Origin of the sequence: Nibrella saemangeumensis, assembly GCF_039541915.1 — a bacterium.
Taxonomy (GTDB): Bacteria; Bacteroidota; Bacteroidia; order Cytophagales; family Spirosomataceae; genus Nibrella; species Nibrella saemangeumensis.
On sequence record NZ_BAABHD010000024.1, the window covers coordinates 22836 to 40865 of the forward strand.

Annotated in this window: 10 protein-coding genes and 2 tRNA genes; 6 read left to right on the forward strand and 6 right to left on the reverse strand. The window is 54.7% G+C overall.

Going from position 1 to position 18030, the window contains the following annotated elements; translation table 11 throughout:
• Nucleotides 1-82: 82 nt before the first annotated feature.
• The 3 genes from ABD949_RS10130 to ABD949_RS10140 all read right to left on the reverse strand — a co-directional run bounded on the left by ABD949_RS10130 (nt 83) and on the right by ABD949_RS10140 (nt 7520).
• Nucleotides 83-3250: an efflux RND transporter permease subunit gene (locus tag ABD949_RS10130; RefSeq protein WP_345243096.1), complete on the reverse strand. Its 3168-nt coding sequence runs from the start codon at nt 3248-3250 to the stop codon at nt 83-85.
• Between the two features lie 4 nt (nt 3251-3254).
• On the reverse strand, nt 3255-4463 hold the full coding sequence (locus ABD949_RS10135; RefSeq protein WP_345243097.1) for an efflux RND transporter periplasmic adaptor subunit: 1209 nt from the start codon (nt 4461-4463) through the stop codon (nt 3255-3257).
• A gap of 132 nt (nt 4464-4595) precedes the next feature.
• Nucleotides 4596-7520 carry a PD-(D/E)XK nuclease family protein gene (locus ABD949_RS10140; RefSeq protein WP_345243099.1) on the reverse strand — a complete coding sequence of 975 codons (2925 nt, stop codon included), beginning with the start codon at nt 7518-7520 and terminating at the stop codon, nt 4596-4598.
• Nucleotides 7521-7593: 73 nt separating this feature from the next.
• Between ABD949_RS10140 and ABD949_RS10145 the strand changes: the two genes are divergently transcribed.
• From ABD949_RS10145 to ABD949_RS10165, 5 genes are all read left to right on the forward strand, one after another.
• Nucleotides 7594-10593: a two-component regulator propeller domain-containing protein gene (locus tag ABD949_RS10145; RefSeq protein WP_345243101.1), complete on the forward strand. Its 3000-nt coding sequence runs from the start codon at nt 7594-7596 to the stop codon at nt 10591-10593.
• 42 nt (nt 10594-10635) lie between these two features.
• Complete coding sequence (locus ABD949_RS10150; RefSeq protein WP_345243102.1) at nt 10636-11277, forward strand: response regulator; 642 nt, start codon at nt 10636-10638, stop codon at nt 11275-11277.
• Between the two features lie 151 nt (nt 11278-11428).
• Complete coding sequence (locus ABD949_RS10155) at nt 11429-11956, forward strand: lipocalin-like domain-containing protein (RefSeq protein ID WP_345243103.1); 528 nt, start codon at nt 11429-11431, stop codon at nt 11954-11956.
• A 217-nt stretch (nt 11957-12173) separates the two neighbouring features.
• Nucleotides 12174-12247, forward strand: a tRNA-Cys gene (locus tag ABD949_RS10160).
• Nucleotides 12248-12320, forward strand: a tRNA-Phe gene (locus ABD949_RS10165). It begins immediately after the preceding tRNA gene.
• Nucleotides 12321-12338: 18 nt separating this feature from the next.
• Here the strand turns inward: ABD949_RS10165 and ABD949_RS10170 are convergent.
• Together ABD949_RS10170 and ABD949_RS10175 are read right to left on the reverse strand one after the other, a co-directional pair.
• Nucleotides 12339-13295 carry an SDR family oxidoreductase gene (locus ABD949_RS10170; protein WP_345243105.1) on the reverse strand — a complete coding sequence of 319 codons (957 nt, stop codon included), beginning with the start codon at nt 13293-13295 and terminating at the stop codon, nt 12339-12341.
• Nucleotides 13210-14016, reverse strand: a complete 807-nt coding sequence (locus ABD949_RS10175) for a helix-turn-helix domain-containing protein (protein ID WP_345243107.1) — start codon at nt 14014-14016, stop codon at nt 13210-13212. The genes ABD949_RS10170 and ABD949_RS10175 overlap by 86 nt, the downstream gene beginning before the upstream one ends.
• Before the next feature lie 199 nt (nt 14017-14215).
• On the opposite strand from ABD949_RS10175, the gene ABD949_RS10180 reads away from it, so the two are divergent.
• On the forward strand, nt 14216-15181 hold the full coding sequence (locus ABD949_RS10180) for a hypothetical protein (protein ID WP_345243109.1): 966 nt from the start codon (nt 14216-14218) through the stop codon (nt 15179-15181).
• Nucleotides 15182-15257: 76 nt separating this feature from the next.
• Here the strand turns inward: ABD949_RS10180 and ABD949_RS10185 are convergent, their stop codons facing one another.
• Entirely contained in the window at nt 15258-17951 is a 2694-nt protein-coding gene (locus tag ABD949_RS10185; protein WP_345243111.1) for a tyrosinase family protein, read from the reverse strand.
• Nucleotides 17952-18030: the final 79 nt, after the last annotated feature.

Genomic DNA, 18030 nt, shown 5'->3' on the forward strand with positions numbered 1-18030 from the left:
AGCCGCCGGTTCAGCATTGCGTCTGAACCGGCGGCTTCTCCTGTTGCACCAGCTAACTACTTAATCAATAACATGGTCAACTTTACACGTTTGGCTCCTCCACCGGTCGCTCTTCGGTACGGGGTGTTTGCCCGTTGGCCGGAACGGTAGCCGGTTGAACTTCCTCTTCATATATCGTATCAGGCTTGCGGTAACGCGACATAAACGAGTACATGGCCGGAATCACGTAGAGCGTCAGGATCAGCGAGAACATGATACCGCCCACGATAACGATACCCAGCGGAATGCGGCTCTTGGCGGCCGCTCCCAAACCCAGAGCAATCGGCAACGCACCGAAGGCCGTTACGAGACTCGTCATCAGGATCGGGCGAAGGCGCAGGGCCGATGCCTCCACCACCGCTTCAATCTTGTTCAGGCCTTCTTTCCGCTTTTCGTTGGCAAACTCCACGATCAGGATACCGTTTTTGGTTACCAGACCGATGAGCATGATGATACCAATCTGCGAGAAAATATTCAGCGTCTGGTTGAACAGCCACAGGGAGAACACCGCACCGGCAATAGCCAGGGGCACCGTCAGCATGATGATGAGCGGATCGGTAAAGCTTTCAAATTGGGCCGCCAGAATCAGGTAGATCAACACTAGGGCCAGCACAAAGGCAAATAGCGTATTGGACGAACTCTCGGCGTAGTCACGCGAAGGGCCCGACAGCGCGGTCTGGAAGGTATCGTCCAGCGTTCGGGCGGCAATGGCCCGCATGGCTTCTACCCCATCGCCTATGGTTTTTCCCGGTGCCAGACCCGCCGATACTGTAGCTGATTTAAACCGGTTGAAGTGGTACACCTGGGGTGGTCCGGATACTTCCTGCAACTGCACCAGGTTGTCGAGCTGCACCAGCCTACCGTCATTGCTGCGGACGTAGAAGGACTGAAGGTCGAGGGGTTCGTCGCGACTTTCCCGGTCTACCTGACCAATGACCTGGTATTGCTTTCCGTTCATCAGGAAGTAAGCCAGCCGGCGGTTACTAAGCGCCATTTGCAGCGTTTGCGCCACATCCTGCACCGACACGCCCAGGTTAGTAGCCTTTTCGCGGTCGATGGTAATGTTCAGTTCCGGTTTATTGAATTTCAAATCCGTATCTACACCCTGGAACGTAGGATCTTTCTGCGCTTCTTCCATGAACTTGGGCAGGCGCTCCTCCAGCTTCTGAAAGTTCAGGTTCTGAATCACGAACTGTACGGGCAAACCGCCACCCCGTCCAACCTGAATAGTCTGCTCCTGCACCGGGATCATCCGGGCGTCGCTGAACTTCTTCAGGTTTTTGTTCAGGTAATCGACAATTTCCTGCTGCGAGCGCGTTCGGTCTTTGGCGTCTTTCAAGTTTATAAACGCGAAACCGCTGTTGACCGCACCCGAACCGCCACCGCCACCGATCACGTTGAACGTCAGCGTCGCTTCAGGAATGGAATCCAGGATAAACTGGGTTACCTGGCTCGAAATGCGGCTCATGGCCTCAAAGCTGGTACCTTCTGGTGCCGTGATCGGAATCCGGATACGCCCCCGGTCCTCCAGCGGAGCCAGCTCCGACTTCAGGTTGGTACCGATGAAGTAGATCAGCGCCAGACAGGCCGCTATAATGCCGAACGCCCACCGGCGCTGTTTCATAAAACCGCTTAGCGACGACCGGTATGAATTATCGAGCCACTGAAAAAACGGTTCGGTTTTCTCGTAGAACCACGAATGCTGATGATAATGAACACCATCCTTATCTTTGCGCTTGCGGGTCAATTTTACACTCAGCACCGGCGTCAGGGTCAGGGAGACAAAGGCCGAAATCAACACGGCACCCGCGACCACAATACCAAACTCCCGGAACAGGCGACCGACAAAGCCTTCGAGGAAGATAATCGGCAGGAATACGATGGCGAGCGTCACGGAGGTAGCAATTACGGCGAAGAAAATCTCTTCGGATCCTTCCTTGGCCGCTTTGCGCGGGTCCATGCCGTCCTCAATCTTCTTATAAATGTTCTCCGTCACCACAATCCCGTCGTCCACTACCAGACCCGTTGCCAGCACGATACCTAGCAGGGTAAGCACGTTGATACTGAAATCGGCGACGTACATAATGAAGAACGCGCCGATCAGCGACACGGGAATATCGATCAGCGGACGAACTGAAATGAGCCAGTCGCGGAAGAACAGGTAGATGACCAAAACCACCAGCACAAAGGCAATGATCAGGGTCTCGACCACTTCTTCAATCGACATCCGGATAAACTTACTGCGGTCGGTGCCGACTTCCATGACTATATCGGGCGGCAACTCGCGCTTAATATCGTCAAGTCGCTTGTAGAACTCATCGGCAATGTCGACGTAGTTGGCACCGGGCTGCGGCACCAGCACCATAATAACTCCCTGGGCGTTGTTCTGCCGGGCCGACGTTTCTTCGTTTTCCGGCCCCAGTACGGCATACCCAACATCCCGAAAACGGATGATCTGGCTGTTGGTCTGCTGGATGATCAGGTTATTAAAGTCCTCTTCGGTCTTGAGCCGGCCAATGGCTTTCACCGTAAGCTCCGTATTGTTGCCGTAGATCTTACCGCCGGGCAGTTCTACGTTCTGACGGTTCAGGGCGTTTTGCACATCCTGGGTGGTCAGCTTGTACGCGGATAATTTCAGCGGATCGATCCACAGACGCATGGCGTAGCGCTTCAAACCAAAGATGTTGACCTGGCTAACGCCGGGAATGGTCTGTAACCGCTCCTGAAGCACGTTTTCGGCGTAATCCGACAACTGCATCGGGTTACGGGTGGTACTCTGCACCGGCATAAAGATGATCGGCTCCGAGTTGGCATCTGCTTTGGAAACCACCGGGGGCGCATCAATATCCTGCGGCAGCTGCCGCTGGGCCTGCGACACCTTGTCCCGTACGTCGTTGGCAGCCCGTTCAAGGTCGGCCCCCAGTTCAAATTCAACGGTAATGTTGCTCGACCCCAGCGAACTGGTGGATGAAATGTTCCGGATACCCTCGATGCTGTTCAGCGACTTTTCGAGCGGTTCGGTTATCTGTGATTCAATAATATCCGGATTGGCACCGGCATACGATGTACGCACTGAGATAATCGGCGGGTCGATAGCCGGGTATTCGCGGACACCCAGGAAGGTATAGCCGATGACACCGAACAGCACGATGACAATCGACATAACCATGGCCATCACCGGCCTGCGTAAACTAAGCGATGGTAGACTCATTGAATTATCGATTGTTAAGGGCCGTTGTAGCGGCTGTGCTGGTTTTCAAACTTTCTCCCTCCCCCTGCGGTACGCCGGTGCCAGCGGCCCCTTGCGTTGCCTCGGGCAGTTTATCAATCTTAGCCACCTTAACCGGTGCCTCCGGCCGCAGGAAGTTCAGACCCGTTATGGCCACGGTATCGCCCTGCTGAAGCCCCGATAAGATCTGGATGGTGTTGGTGGTACGGATACCCGTTACCACATCCCGGTAATCGGCCTTGCCGTCGCGAATCACCACCACCTGCTTACCACGGGCCTGCGGAATCACCGCCTGCGTGGGTACCACCAGTGTGCGGTCTGTTGCGATCACGAGGTTGACTTTAGCAAAAGTTCCCGGCCGCAGGGCCGTAGAGTTGTTGCTAACCCGCGCCCGGATGCGCAGGTTGCGGGTTTCTTCTTCGACGCCCGGTTCCACGGCGTATACCTGCCCCCGGAAGGTATTCTGGGAGCCATCTACGGTAAAGGTAACCGAACTGCCCATCTTAACAACAGGGCCGTATTTTTCCGGAATTGAGAAGTCGAGTTTCAGTGAGCTGGTCTGCTGCAGACGGGCAATCAGCGTATTTGGCGTTACGTAGGCGCCGGGGCTGACATTCCGCAGTCCAATATAACCCGAGAAAGGAGCGCGGATTTCGGTACGCCGTAATTGTGCCCTCACCAGTTCAATATCGGCAAGGGCACTCTTCAGGTTTGTCGTCACAATATCGTACTCCTGCTGGCTGATACCACCCCGCTGCAATAACTGACGGTTACGGTCTTCAGTGCGCCGGGCGTTTTCTTCCTGTACCTGTAGTTTTTGCAACTGGGCGCGCAGGTCGGCATCGTAGAGTTTAACCAGCAAAGCACCTTTGGATACTGCTTTCCCTTCCTGAATGTTGAGTTGGGTAATGCGTCCGGATACTTCCGGGAAGATATCAACCTGCTCGGCTGCCAACAGGCTTCCGCTGGCTACTACTTCTTCCGAGATTGTCCGGGGTACAACAATAAAGGCATTGATATTCACAGGGCCTCCACTGCCACCGCCTAAGCCGCCCCGGCCACCGCCGGGACCCCCTCCCCCTCCGCGGCCACCCTGGGCCGAAGGTTCCTTTTGTCCGGGTTTAAGCACTTTGTTGTACACGATAAGGCTGCCGATTACCAGCACCACCAAACCGATCGCGATCCATCTTTTCACAGGTATAGGGAAATCTAAATGAAGCAATATTGAACTATCCTGATAAGAACAGGTATAGGCAATAACTACTGATTTTGTACAATTACTGCAACAAAGTATTTTCAGCATTTGTTCAGTGCATCCCTACAGGATTTACCGGCCACAAATGGTTTTGTAATCGCAATACTCGCAGGTTTTCAGATTCTTGGTCTTTTCAAAGGCTTTTGCGCCGTCCAGCATTTCGGTAATTAGCTTCCGCAGCATCTCTTCCGATTCGGCAATGTACTGCGCCGGGGTCTCCTCGTCGGCAAATTGTACCGGATTGGTAATCAGGTCCGATTTGATCTTCCGAAACGAGTAGAAGCCGGCTTCGACCGGTTTGCCGGCCAGTGTTTTTTGTTTATCGCCGTTCTTCAGCAGCAGATACTTGTAGAGCCAGAGCTGCCGCATCTTCTCCCAGTTAGAATCGGTCTCTACCAGCAGGCGTTCCTTCAACTCCACTCCGGTGGTCCGGGCAGGTAACTCTACTTTGCCGGTCTTATAGTCGGCAATCCGGATCTGATTCTGGTACTCTTCAATCCGATCGATCTTCCCGGCGATCTTTACCCGGATTACGTCACCGTCGATGGGAACATCCAGGTACGTCTGGTACATCGCTTCGGTTGCCAGTACCTTCAGCCCCGTGAGTTCGCTCTGCTTGCGCTGAAAGTCCAGCATCAGCCGCCGGGCCGTCTGGTACAGCAGCAGGTTCATGCCCGAATCGGCCAGGCGGCCCTTCATGACCTTTGAAAATTGGTCGTCGAGCACTTTCAAAATTACCGATTCGTCGATGGGCAGGTCTTTCATCCGGTATTCCTGGTCGAGCGTTTCCAGGGTTTCGTGCAGCCAGGTACCGAACTCGGCGGTGCCCATGCGCTCTTCCACGTCTTCTTCCTCGCTGATCTCGACCAGCCGGCTAAAGTAGAACCGCATGGAGCAACTGATGTACTGATTCAGCGCCGTTGGAAATAAGCCTTTCTCTTCGCTGGACAGCATCGTCTTCAGTTGAGCCCGGATACTATCTGTCTTCGGTACCTTCAGGTCGGCCACCTTCAGCGAGGATTCTGACTTGCCGAAGCGCACTACCGGTTTGGTGAGGGTGATGCGCCCCTGAGCCGCCGGGATCAGTTCGTATTCGAGTTGCCGCACAAACCGGCTGGGTTCCCCTTTGCTGTTGCCGTAGGCATCGGTCGAGGTAGTGTATAGCAGCACCACCTCTTTGGCCCGCTGGAGCAACCGGTAGAAGTGGTAGGCCATTACGGATTCCTGCTCGCGGTAGGTCGGCAGTTTCAGTTCGGTGCTGATGTCGAAGGGAATCAGCGAGTTCAGTCGCCGGGGTTGAGGAAACACGCCTTCGTTGACCGACAGCACAATGACCCGTTCAAAATCCAGGGCGCGGGTTTCGAGCATACCCATCACCTGCAGGTTGCTATTGCCCTCACTGGTAAAGGGAATAGTGGTCTGCCGGATCAGCTCATTCAGAAACTGCCGGAAACTCCGCACCGTTACGGGCGTGCCGCCTTCCTGCGCGGCCTGCCGCTCCAGCGTGGTTTCCAGTTGCTGCAGCAGCGTATAAAACAGGTACAGGTACTCGATTTCAATCGCATCCTGACTGTCTCTATATACGTCACGCAGCAGGTCGATCAACTCGTACATGGCCCGGATGGCGACCTGTGGTCTGTCGGTTGGCCAGCGGGTAAAGAGCACCCTGAACAGCGGGTCACCCTGCCCCAGCTCCAGCATCTCTTTTTCGTTGAGGTATACCCACTGGCGCTTGATGATCTCTTCGTTGACCCAGCTCAGCAGCGGCTTGGGCAGTTCGTTTTCGCGATCGGGCGACAGCAACTGGTGTATTCGTTCGTACTGCCGGATAAACGGATGATTCAGCAGCTTGACGATGTGACGGTGGTGAAAGCGCAGCACCTTAATATCCCGTCCGTCGCGGGTCCGGAACTCGGCCACCGTCCGCTGCAACTCAAACCACGCATCGATCAGCGTAAACAGCAGCGAGTTTCGCAGCGATAGACCCATGGTTACGTTCAGATCTTTCACCGACGTATCCAGCGAGTACAGCACCGGTACCAGCAGCGTCTCATCAGCCAGTACGATAGCGGTGCGGGGAGCGGCCTGCTCCTCGCACCCTGCACTCTGCCCCCAATCCGCATACACCTGCCCGGCCACCTTCGCCTGCATGCTGGCGTTGGGTACACCGATCAGACGAATGTGTTTGGGCGTTTCGGTGAGGTCGTTGCCGGTCCAGGTCCAGGCACCGGCCCAGCCGGCATCCTTGTAACGGCGCAGGAAATAGCCGGCTTCCTGGCCTTTGTCGCGGAGGTAATAGTCGTCGGCATCCCAGAGTACTTCGGCCTTTTTGGCTTCGGTCAGCACCTTAATGATGCGCTCTTCGGACTGGCTCAGCGCGTTGAAGCCGACAAAATAAATCTTCTCGTAAAGTGGATTATCCCGCACCAGCGTATCGACTCCTTCGGCCAGTTTGCGGTAAGCCATCCCCCGGTAGGCCAGGCCCTGGGCGGTGAGCCGTCTGCGCAGGGCATAATACGCAGTTTGCAGGTTTTCGAACAGCTTGAAATACCGCTGGGTACCGGGTGTTTCGGTCAGGGGTTGGGCACCGGCCGGCAACTCCAGGTTCCATCGCTCCATGGCCTTAGCCGCCGTCAGGTAGCTGAACAGGGCGCTGGGCTTAACCAGGTACTGATCCATGCGGTCAAAGTCGGCCAGCAGCACCGAGGCCCAGCCGATAAACTGCTCAAATTCGAGTTTGTCGTCGATCTCCTGAAAAACAGTGTACAACTCAAACAACAGGCTAACGGGGTCGATGAGTTGTATTCCGGCAGCCTGGGTGATAAAGTCATCGACGGCCAGCGTATGCGGAGCCAGAAAAGGCAGGTCGGTTTGTTCGGCGAGGTGTTGCTTTAAAACACTGACGGCCCGGCGCGTGGGCAGAATCACCCAGACATCGTCCTGGCGGGGACCGTGTTGTTCATAGATATGTTGAGCGGCCTTTTCGAGGAAAGTCATAGTTCAGGATTGGGGCAATCAATTGGTAAAACTACGGCATTTGTTACTAACTTGCGTAGCGCGGATGTCGGATATGTTGCCCTTAAGACCTCTTTTTTCCATTCTCCTTGCTTTCTATTCGGTCGGTGCCCTGGCGCAGTTCGACGATCTTGCATTTGAACACTACACCACCGACCAGGGCTTATCGCACGATTGGGTGAACTGCATCCTGAAGGACCGGCAGGGTTTTCTGTGGTTCGGCACCGAGAACGGCTTGAACCGTTTCGATGGACTCCGGTTCCGGCCGTTTCAGACAGGGAAGGTAGACGGTACGCTGCCCAGTTCTATCATCACGGCGCTGGCGCAGGATAGTTCGGGTACCATTTGGGCCGGTACCGACAAAGGGCTGTGCTTATTCGATCCGGAACGGCTGCAATTCAGCGTCTTCGCGTTAACCGCTCAGCCGCAAAAAGAAGCAAACGATCCCCGTATATACGGTATTGCGTTGGACCGGACGGGTTATGCCTGGGTGACTACCGCACATTACATTTACAAATTACACCTGCGCACCCGCCAGGTTCGGGTGTTTCGGATGCTCAATAACCCCACGAGGGCCGGTGTGCTGCCGACTGTTGACCACCAGAATCGGTTGTGGCTTTTCTTCGGCGGAGCCGTTTTCCGGTTTGACGAGCAAACCGGCCGGTACCGGCATTATATCGGCCGGTCGGAGTCCTCCCCCAAAGACCCGGTTCTGATGAGCAGCGCCGTTTATGCAGATAGCAAAGGACAACTCTGGGCTCCCTCCTGGAACGCCGGCCTCTTCCGATACGATGCCGCTGCCGATGCGTTTGTGGTGGTAGACAAACGCATTGACCTGGGACAATCTATTACGGAAGATCGCTCGGCGGGCGAATCGTTTCTGTGGATCGGCGGAGGCATGTCCAGCCTGGCTCAATACTGGCCCGAGCGCAAACAGGTTGTCTCCTTCACGTATAATCCGGCGGAACCGTTCAGCCACAACGAAGCCAAAGTCACGGCGATCTTCTCTGACCCGCAGACCAAGATCACCTGGATTGCCACCGAAAACGGCATCGAAAAGTACGACCCGAATTCGGTCCGATTTAAACGGAAGATTCTGCCCCTCCCGGCCGATCACACGCAGTTCAACGATGTGGTGGCCGTAACCGAAGACCGGTTTGCGCCCAACTCCTACTGGATTGGCGTGTGGGGCAATGGCCTCTACCGGTGGAACCGCGAGACGGATTCCCTGACACGATTCACCGACCGAAACAGTCCGCTCCCGACCAGCGAGGTGTTTACCATCACCCAGGACGATCAGGGTGTCCTGTGGCTGGGACTGAAAGGTAGCCTGACCCGCTTTGATCCCCGGAAAAACAGCTGGCGGCACTACCGCCCATTTCCGGCACTGCCCAATGTCAACCACAAAATCCTGTACACGTATACCGATGAGCGGAGGCACCTGTGGCTCGGCATGAACTATGCAGGGCTTTGGGAGTTTGACCCGGCCACGGGGCAGTTTAAGCAATGGCCGTTGCCCACCGACGGGTTGAAACGGGTGGTTATTAACGGCATTACCCAGGATGCGCAGCACCGGATCTGGGCGGTAGGTACCGCCGGGTTGTATTGTGTTGATCCGGTACGGGGTACGGTAACCAAACAAGCCCTGGGTGCCCACAAAAATCAGGAAGTGGTGCTGAACGCGGTTTGTGTGGACCGCCGTCAGCGTATCTGGGTGGCGGGTGAAGACGCGCTGATGGTGATGAACGCCGACGGCCAACGTATCCGGCAGTACCGGGTCAATCACGAGTTGCAGGGACGCCCAACCGGCCTGACCGTCGACCGGGCTGGTCATATCTGGGTAGCGACCGACAACTACCTGCACCGCATCGACGGGAACACCGGAACCATCCGCCATTTTGACAAAAGCGACGGACTGCTCAGCAACTCGTTCGGCCCGGCGTTTACGCAAAACAGGGCCGGTGAGATCTTTCTGGGCACCCGGTTGGGGTTCAACTATGTTGACCCTGCCCGACTAACCACGAACCAGCAGATACCGGGGCTTGCCATTACGGATATTCACATTGCTAATGACCGAAGGACCATTCCGGCAACGGGTAACCTGGTGATACAACCCGATGAAAACGCGGTTGCCGTGCAGTTTGCGGCCCTGAATTTCAGCCAGCCGTACCGGAACCAATACAAATACCGGCTGGTGGGTTTTGATAAAGACTGGCAAACCACCGACCAGCCCCGCGTCTCCTACACCAACCTGAGTCCCGGCACGTACACGCTTCAGCTGATGGCGTCAAACAACGACGGTGTCTGGAACCCAAAGCCGCTTGAACTGGGTATTGACGTAATTCCGCCGGTCGAACAACGGTGGTGGTTCCGGGGATTGCTGCTCCTGGTGCTGGGTGGGGCTGTTTACGGGGGAGTCCGGTACCGGCAGCAACAGCAGGACAAGATCCGGCGCATCCGCGACCGCATTGCCACCGACCTGCACGACGATATGGGCTCTACCCTCAGCAGTATCCGCATCATCAGCGACGTGCTGCAACGGCAGCTTACCGAGAGCGAGCCGGTGGCTGGTGCCATGCTGCAAAAGATTAGCGAAAACGCTACCCATCTGTCGGAGTCGATGCAGGACATCATCTGGTCGATCAAATCCGATAACGATACGCTGGAAGATGTGGTCACGCGGATGATGGAGTTTGCCGTAAAGCCGCTCGAAGCCCGGCAGATAAAACTAAAAACGCATATCTCAGCCCGGTTCGACGGCACGCGGCTGAACCCCGACCAGCGCCGGACCTTATTCCTGATCTTTAAGGAGGTGGTGAACAACGCCATTAAGTATGCCGCCTGCACCCAGATCGACTTACTGATCAGCCTGACCGGCCCGAACCTCTCGATGGTGATCCGGGACAACGGCATCGGCTTTGACCCGGCCACGGTGCAACCGGGTAACGGCCTGCAAAATCTGCAACGGCGGGCGCAGGATATGGGCGGCAGGTTACAGGTTGTGTCGGCCCCGGCCAAAGGCACCATCGTTGAACTGACATTTAAAATCACATAAACGGGTGATTCTTGTAATCGGTCATCGCCGTACCTTCGGGTTATGAATACCATACCCATTCGCATCGTTTATTACGAAGACAACAAAGCCCTCCGCGAGGGCATGTCGTTTCTGCTCCAGGCCACGCCCGGCCTGCAACTGCTGGGCGCGTTTCCCAACTGCGACCACCTGACCGACCACCTCCTGACGCTACAACCGCAGGTGGTGCTCATGGACATTGATATGCCGGGAATGCCTGGTACAGAAGCCGTTGCCCTCATCAAAGCAACGCATCCGGCCGTTCAGGTGCTCATGCTGACCGTTTTTGAAAACGAGGATAAGATCTTTCAGGCCATCCGGAACGGGGCAAACGGATATCTGCTGAAGCACACCTCCCCGTCTGGTATTGTCGAAGCGATTTTCGACCTCCACAACGGGGGTTCGCCCATGACCGCCAGCGTGGCCCGCAAGGTGTTGCAATACTTTCAGCAGCCCAAAGTGGCCCGGTCCGATTACAATCTCTCTGAGCGTGAGGTCGATATCCTGCGCGGCCTGACCAAAGGCCACAGCTATAAAATGATCGCCGACGAACTGTTTATCAGCGTCGAAACCGTACGCACCCACGTACGGCACGTGTACGACAAACTACACGTCAACTCCAAGGCCGAAGCCATCATCAAAGCCATGCGCGAAGGACTGGTTTAACCCATTTCTCCTGCTTTTACCGCTGCCTATTTTCACCCTTTTATGGGATTGTGCGGCCCATTTTCGTCCCCCAACTTTGCATTGCCGAAGCCGGTAAGCGCCAACCAACTTTCCGTCTTCTGTTCACACACAACCAAAACAACTACACACCATGAACCATTTGACAATTTCCACACTTCGGGCCTGCCTGGCTGCCCTGCTGATGATCGCTGTTACCATTGGCTGTAAAGAAACGGATAATACGATAGTTCCTGCACCCATTGAGGGCGGCTGGAAACTAACCGCCATGAAGCTTAACCCGGCGCTGGACGCTGGTCCGCTGGGCAAAGTATCCGATCTGCTGCCGATGCTGAGCAGCACGTACAAAACCACCTGCTTTACGGATATGACGATCACCTTCACCAGCAACGGCACCATGACCACCGATAACCCCGCTTCGTGCAAGGGTGATCTCGCCGGTGAGGATATGAACGATGCGATCGGCTTTGACGTCAACAACCGCTATACGGTCGTTGGTGATAAGCTGACGATAACGGACGGCTACGGTGAGAGAACGGAGTACAAAGTGGCCATCAACAGCAATACCATGCAGTGGGTGACCGAGACCGAGTTTGAAGACGCGGATGGTGAATTGGTGAAGCACACCGTTACCACCGAGTTGAAAAGAGCCGGTAAATAAATCGCCTGACTCTATTTTCTTTAAAGCCTTTGTCCGATCAGCAACAGTTCTTATGTTTGCAGCATGAATAGGTCAACAGGCAAATTTTGTTTTAGCTCATTCTTCTGTTACTCACCGGGTAACAAGTGGGCTTTGTTTGTCTGTTAGGATATAAAACAAAGAAACTGAAAAAGGCCACTTGTTACGGATGTAGCAAGTGGCCTTTTCTTTTTTACACGTCTGGTATGCTCAATGGATGGGCGCTGGTCTGCAAAACCAGTATAGTCGGTTCGATTCCGACACCAGACTCCAGGAGATGTAGCAGAGTTGGTCTATGCGTTGGACTGAAAATCCAAAGAAACAGGTTCGATCCCTGTCGTCTCCACTACTACCGTTGTAACTCTCAGTAACGCGGACGAGCCTCGCTGCCGGCCAGGATACCGCCATCGATAGTCAGTTCAATGCCGGTGACGTATTTGCTCTCGTCGCTGGCCAGGTAAACGGCGGCCCAGGCTACGTCCGTTGGTTCGCCAAAATGGCCCAGCGGAATACCGGCTTCGATATCATTGATGATTACCTGGCGTGCTGCGCCGGTACCCAGCATGGCATCCCACATGGGCGTCATGATGGCCGCGGGGTGGATGCTGTTGCACCGGATACGATACCCCTGTTCGGCACAGTACAGGGCCACACTTTTGGTATGGTTGCGCACAGCCGCCTTGCTGGCTGCGTACGCCACGGCCGCCGGTATACCAACGATGCCGCTTCTGGATGAGATGTTGACGATGCTTCCTCCGGTCTTTTTCATCAGTCGGATAGCGTATTTGCAGCCCAGCATAACCCCACCGGCATTTACGCGGTGAACCTCTTCCCAACTGGCGAGGTCTGCGTGTTCTGCATCAAACGGGCCGCTGGTTTCCAGAAAACCGGTGATGCCTGCATTGTTCACCAGAACATCCAGCCGCCCGTATTGCAGTCGGATGTAGTCGGTTACGCTGACCCATTCGTCTTCGTTTTTCACATTCAGGTGCAGGTACGCACACCGGGACCCGAGAGTTTCAGCCAGCCTGATTCCTTCTTCGTCCCGGATATCGGTAGCCACCACGATGGCTCCCTGCTGATGAAACAGTTCGGCAATGGCTCTGCCGATACCGCGTGCCGCGCCGGTGACCAGCGCAATTTTGTTGTGTAGTCGCATAAAGAAGTTGATAGTGTGGATAAATGATGTAACAAAGGTAGACAGCCACCCGACCACACGGGTAGGACTTTCGGGGCTATCGCTGGTACTTTTGTCGATAAGCCGTCGGGGTAAGGCCGGTTTTTTTCCGGAAGAAGCGGGAGAAGTACGACGGGTCCTCAAACCCGGTTTCGTAACAGATTTCGGCCGCGGTTAAGGGCGTGAATACCAGCAGCCGTTTGGCTTCCGTCAGCTTCAGCTCCAGCAGGTATTGCTTGGCGGTCATGCCAATCGCCCCCTGGGTTTTCTCGGTCAGGTCTTTGGGGGAGGTATGCAGGGCAGCGGCAAGCTGGTCGACGGTGCTGATGGACGCGAAATGGGTACACACCCTGTTACGGAACGCCGTTATGGTTTTATCGTGTATGTCGGGCGCGCCGGCATTCCGGCTACAGAGCGCAGCCAGATACCGGATAGCGGCCCGGAGAATGGTACTCGACACGGGATCGCTTTTACGGAACTCGCTGATACAATGCAGAAAGATGGGCGTAAACAGAGCCGCTTCGGAGTCGGTAATGTCGATGTACGGTTTGTCGAACCAGATGCTGAGCTCCAGCGCCACGGGGGCGGTAAACGCTACCACCAGCCCGACCGTATCTTCATAATAGCTCCAGCCAATTACCTGCCGGTCGTTGAACAGGAAAATCCGATTGGGCTTTACTTCGTATTCGTAATTGTCGACCACCAGAAACCCCTGACCGCGCTGGATGAAAAAGGCCGAATAATAGTTGCAGCGTACCGGTGGAGCCGGTTTATAGGGGTAATCGTTGCTGTCGAACGAACCGGCATACAGGCTGTCATGCGGCTGCATGGTCGGAAAAACCTCATAAATCTCCAGTTCCTGCATGGTATAATAAAGACGAATACGAGAGCCAGACAACTATCGATGCGGGGCCGTAGGTCTAACAAATGCCGATTACTAAATCGGTTTGCCGATCACCTGCTTTTCTGTAGTTTTCGCACGGCTTCCAGACATATTGCGGCTTGGATCATTGTCTCTCCCAAAATACGTAAAACCATTACTAACCACACCAAAAACAGCAACGATGGTATCTGCCAAGAAGACGATTTTGGCCGGCTGCACCGCCGGCCTCCTGTATGTCGTAGCGGCCCGCCCAGCCGACATCATTAAAGACCTGGGCTTGACCGAAGACCTCATTAAGGAGGAAGTTCTCACCAATTTTAAATACGACGAAGGCTGGTCATTTTATCCGGCCGGGGAGATACGCACCATGGCCCGCAAAATTCCGGAAAGCTCCCGGGCCGTTGCCGTTCAGGCGCTGGGCAAAGTAGTCCGGGCTTATGTTGAATCCAGTGCGTTCAGCCAAACGTATCAGTCCTGGTTAAGGGAAGAGTACCTCACCGAACCCAAAGACGAGCAGCCCGAAGAGCAGCCCGAGGAGAAGAAACCACAACCCACCTCGGGCGATCCGCGCGAGCAGGTGATTCAGGAACTATACGGCGATATGCCCGCCAGCCTGTTGACCCTGATGGTTCAGGAGCAGATTAAAGAAGCCAATGCGTCGAAGACCGGCAAAACAGCCGCTACCCCGACGACAAAGCCGCTGGATGGTAAAGAACTGACGCGGATCAGCGCCCTGGCGAAGGCCACCCCCGACAAGTTCAAACAACAATACCTGCACTACCTGGCGATGAACGTCGACCCGGCGGTACAGGTCATGCTAACGGATGGCCGGAAGATGCAGGACGAACAGCAGGCGCAATTCAGCGCCCAGGAGCGGAAGGAACGTCAGGCGGAATACCAAAAGCGCAAAGACCTGAAGCAGGTGACCCGCAACCGGCTCAGCCATTTTATTGCCCTGATCAATACCATTGACTTCGATGCCAAACTGATTCGCCGGGGCAACAAAATGGCCTTTGCCGATCCGGCCCTGGAGGGCAAGGACGGTGACTGGAAATTTCTCTACCGGCTCGGCAAGGAACCGGTTATGGCCGCCCGAACCGTGGCCCAGCAGTGGCTCGCCGATCTGGATAAAGGTAAAACGCGGTAACTGTGCGTTTCCCCGTTACCTATTGAGTAACGGGGAAACGCATATTCCCCAACGGCTTATGGTTTCTGTTGGACCGTTACGCAACCGAGAAACTGATGGTCAGTAATCTGGAGAATGCTTCAAAATTGCCTGCCTCATCGGCCGGGGTGTCCGCAGGAGCGTGATGATCGTCATGTGTCTTTTCCTCCTGTTTTTCCGGGAAATACAACCCATCAACCACAATGCCTACATGGTATATGCCCTTTACCCGTGTGCCGGCATGGTGGATATGCAGCGGAGACTGATTGTGAGTGACTACCTTAACCTCTTCGTCCTGAATAAAGTCGATCCCTTTTTTTTCTTTTTCGTACCGGGCCAGTAACAACGGAATGTCAAATTTAGCCGAGAACCGGTTTGACTTTTCGTTTGCCTTAACCAGTTCCATCACTTGCTCTTCCGGCAGGACTTCGTTTAGATCGAACGCCGGAGAAATCAACCGGGCAAAACTGCTCTGAGTCCGAATGCTGCCAAGGGTAATGTCGTTTACAACCGTAAGCTTCAACTCATCGCCCCGCCTGATGAGCTGGCTACCCAGTTCCAGATTTAGTTTAAGGTTGGTCCGGGCATAAATATTGACCACGATATGGCAGGCCTCCCTATTATTGCTGTTTGTACTAACGGCTCTTGCGTCTAAACCGTGAAGACTTTTGCTCAGGATATTTCGGGTAGCTTTTCTGGCCGCCGGCCGGGATAACAGTCTGACATAGCGCTCTCCTTTTATCGGTCCCGCCGAAACCGGAAACAGTAATTCGCCCAGCTCGGGCATCATCATTTTATCCAGTTGTCTGGCTTTGTAGGAAATCATCAGTTCCCAATGCCCGACCCAACACGCTTTGGATACATTTCCCCGCTGAATAATCATGGATAAACGGCCATTAGCCCGTCGGGCGGTGATGTCGGGGGTTTGACAACAATGGTTACAGGCAGCGTGTTCGGAGTGGCTATCCTGATTACCGTACAAAACCTGTCCATTCGGGCCATGTAATGTAAATGACCAGTTTTTGTCGATAAAATCCATACCCTGGGCGGTGAGGTAAAAGGCATCATCGGCCGAGGTAGCGGTGAAGGACAAATGGGTATGTTCTCCTTCAAAAAGCTCAAGTACCGGATCAAAAATGTTGGTAAACCCGATGGCAGCCGCCAGCGCATTCGAGAAAAACTTGTCAATGGTGCCGGCGTTTTCGCCGTGAAATACCTGTGGTGTTGCCAGGGTTCTGCCTTTGGCCACCATCGACGCCAGGGTTGCATAATCGACGTCGAGCCCTGTGCCAAAACCCATGGCAAAAATGGCCGTCCGGTTCAGGCTGCCATCCGGAATTGAACTCATGGGAGAACCGGTGGTCAGTACGCCATCTGTCAGCATAGCCAGGTACCGTTGTTCATCGGCCGGTACGCCCCCAAACGGAGGCTCTACCAGGGTATTCTGAACATGGGTAAGCGCATCGGCCAGCGGGGTACCGCCACCCGGTGTAACGGCGGCAACATTGGCATCGAACGTGGCCCGGCTGAACGATGTACCTGACTTGATCAGGCCGTAGGTCGGGGCGCCAAATACGGGGGTAAACTCATTCGTGCTCAGGCTTCTGAATGTCTTAATACCGGCCATTACGTAGATAGCTCCGCTGTTCTGAACGGTTTCACAGTCCTGAAGAAACGCAGAAACGCCCCGTTTGGCAGCTTCCCATTTTGTCACATCCGGTAAACCCGTCACCATCGGATCAGGCGTCAGGCCATTCATACTACCTGTCCGGTCCAGTCCAATGCCAATCACCGGAAGGGTATCATACGTGTAGCCAAAGGCATTCCTGAAATCCAGGGTATCTACATTTCGTTTAGGCCCTAAGGCACTGTAATCGGGCATGGGAATGGAGGAGGCAATACCCGCAGAGGTACCATAACCGGCGGCTCTTCCTGTCCACGGATACATAATGTCATTGCGGTGATGTTGCGTATTACCGCCCGACGTAGGATACTCGGTCTGATGCCCATCCGTCTGCCACATGGCCCACAGCCGGTCGATATTGCAATGGTGCAGGTAAAAAAACGGATCAAACGGTGATACAGCCGCGCTGGTCATATGGCCTCGGGTAGAGAGCGACCCTCCACCACCGATCCAGCCGTGCAAACCATTATGCATTTGCGTACTTGTGCGCAGGGCCGGATTCGAATTAAACACATCGCCGGCCTCCAGAACATTCTGAAATTCCGAATACGTTGTTTTCGCTAAGGTAATGCGCAGATCGTTAACGGTTGGCAGGGAGGCCAGGCCACCCGTTTGTCTCCGGAGACCTCCCTGAAAATTAGAGGGAAACATAGCTGGCAGCCGCCAACCATTCAGCGAAGCCGGCCACCAGGCCGGTAAGGGAGTAGGGTTGCTGCCTGCACCAGGTTTATCAACCGCAAAATAGCCCCGTTCCACTACATTATTGTTGGCCGCATTCCCGTTTGGTCCCAGAAAAGTGTCGGTCATGACCGAACCCGGATCAGACCAGTCCCAGTAAGGGAGCATGACACTAGGCACATACCCCTGGAGGGCCTTCTCGAAGTCATACAGAAAGTAGCGATGCCAGCTTAAAAAACTAAAGGAGCCGTTTCCGCCATGTCCAAAATTGACAGCAGTACCACCTGGTGCCACGCCCGCCTGAATCATTAAGTGAATGGCAACGTATTCATCCCATTTGCTGTACTGTGCCGAAGCCGGAGCGGCCGGATTAACAATATCCGATTTCATCAATACACAGGATTTTACAAAATTCTCTCGTTCCGGGGCTGAGAGGAATTTTACATTTTTTCTGACTCCCATGACTTTT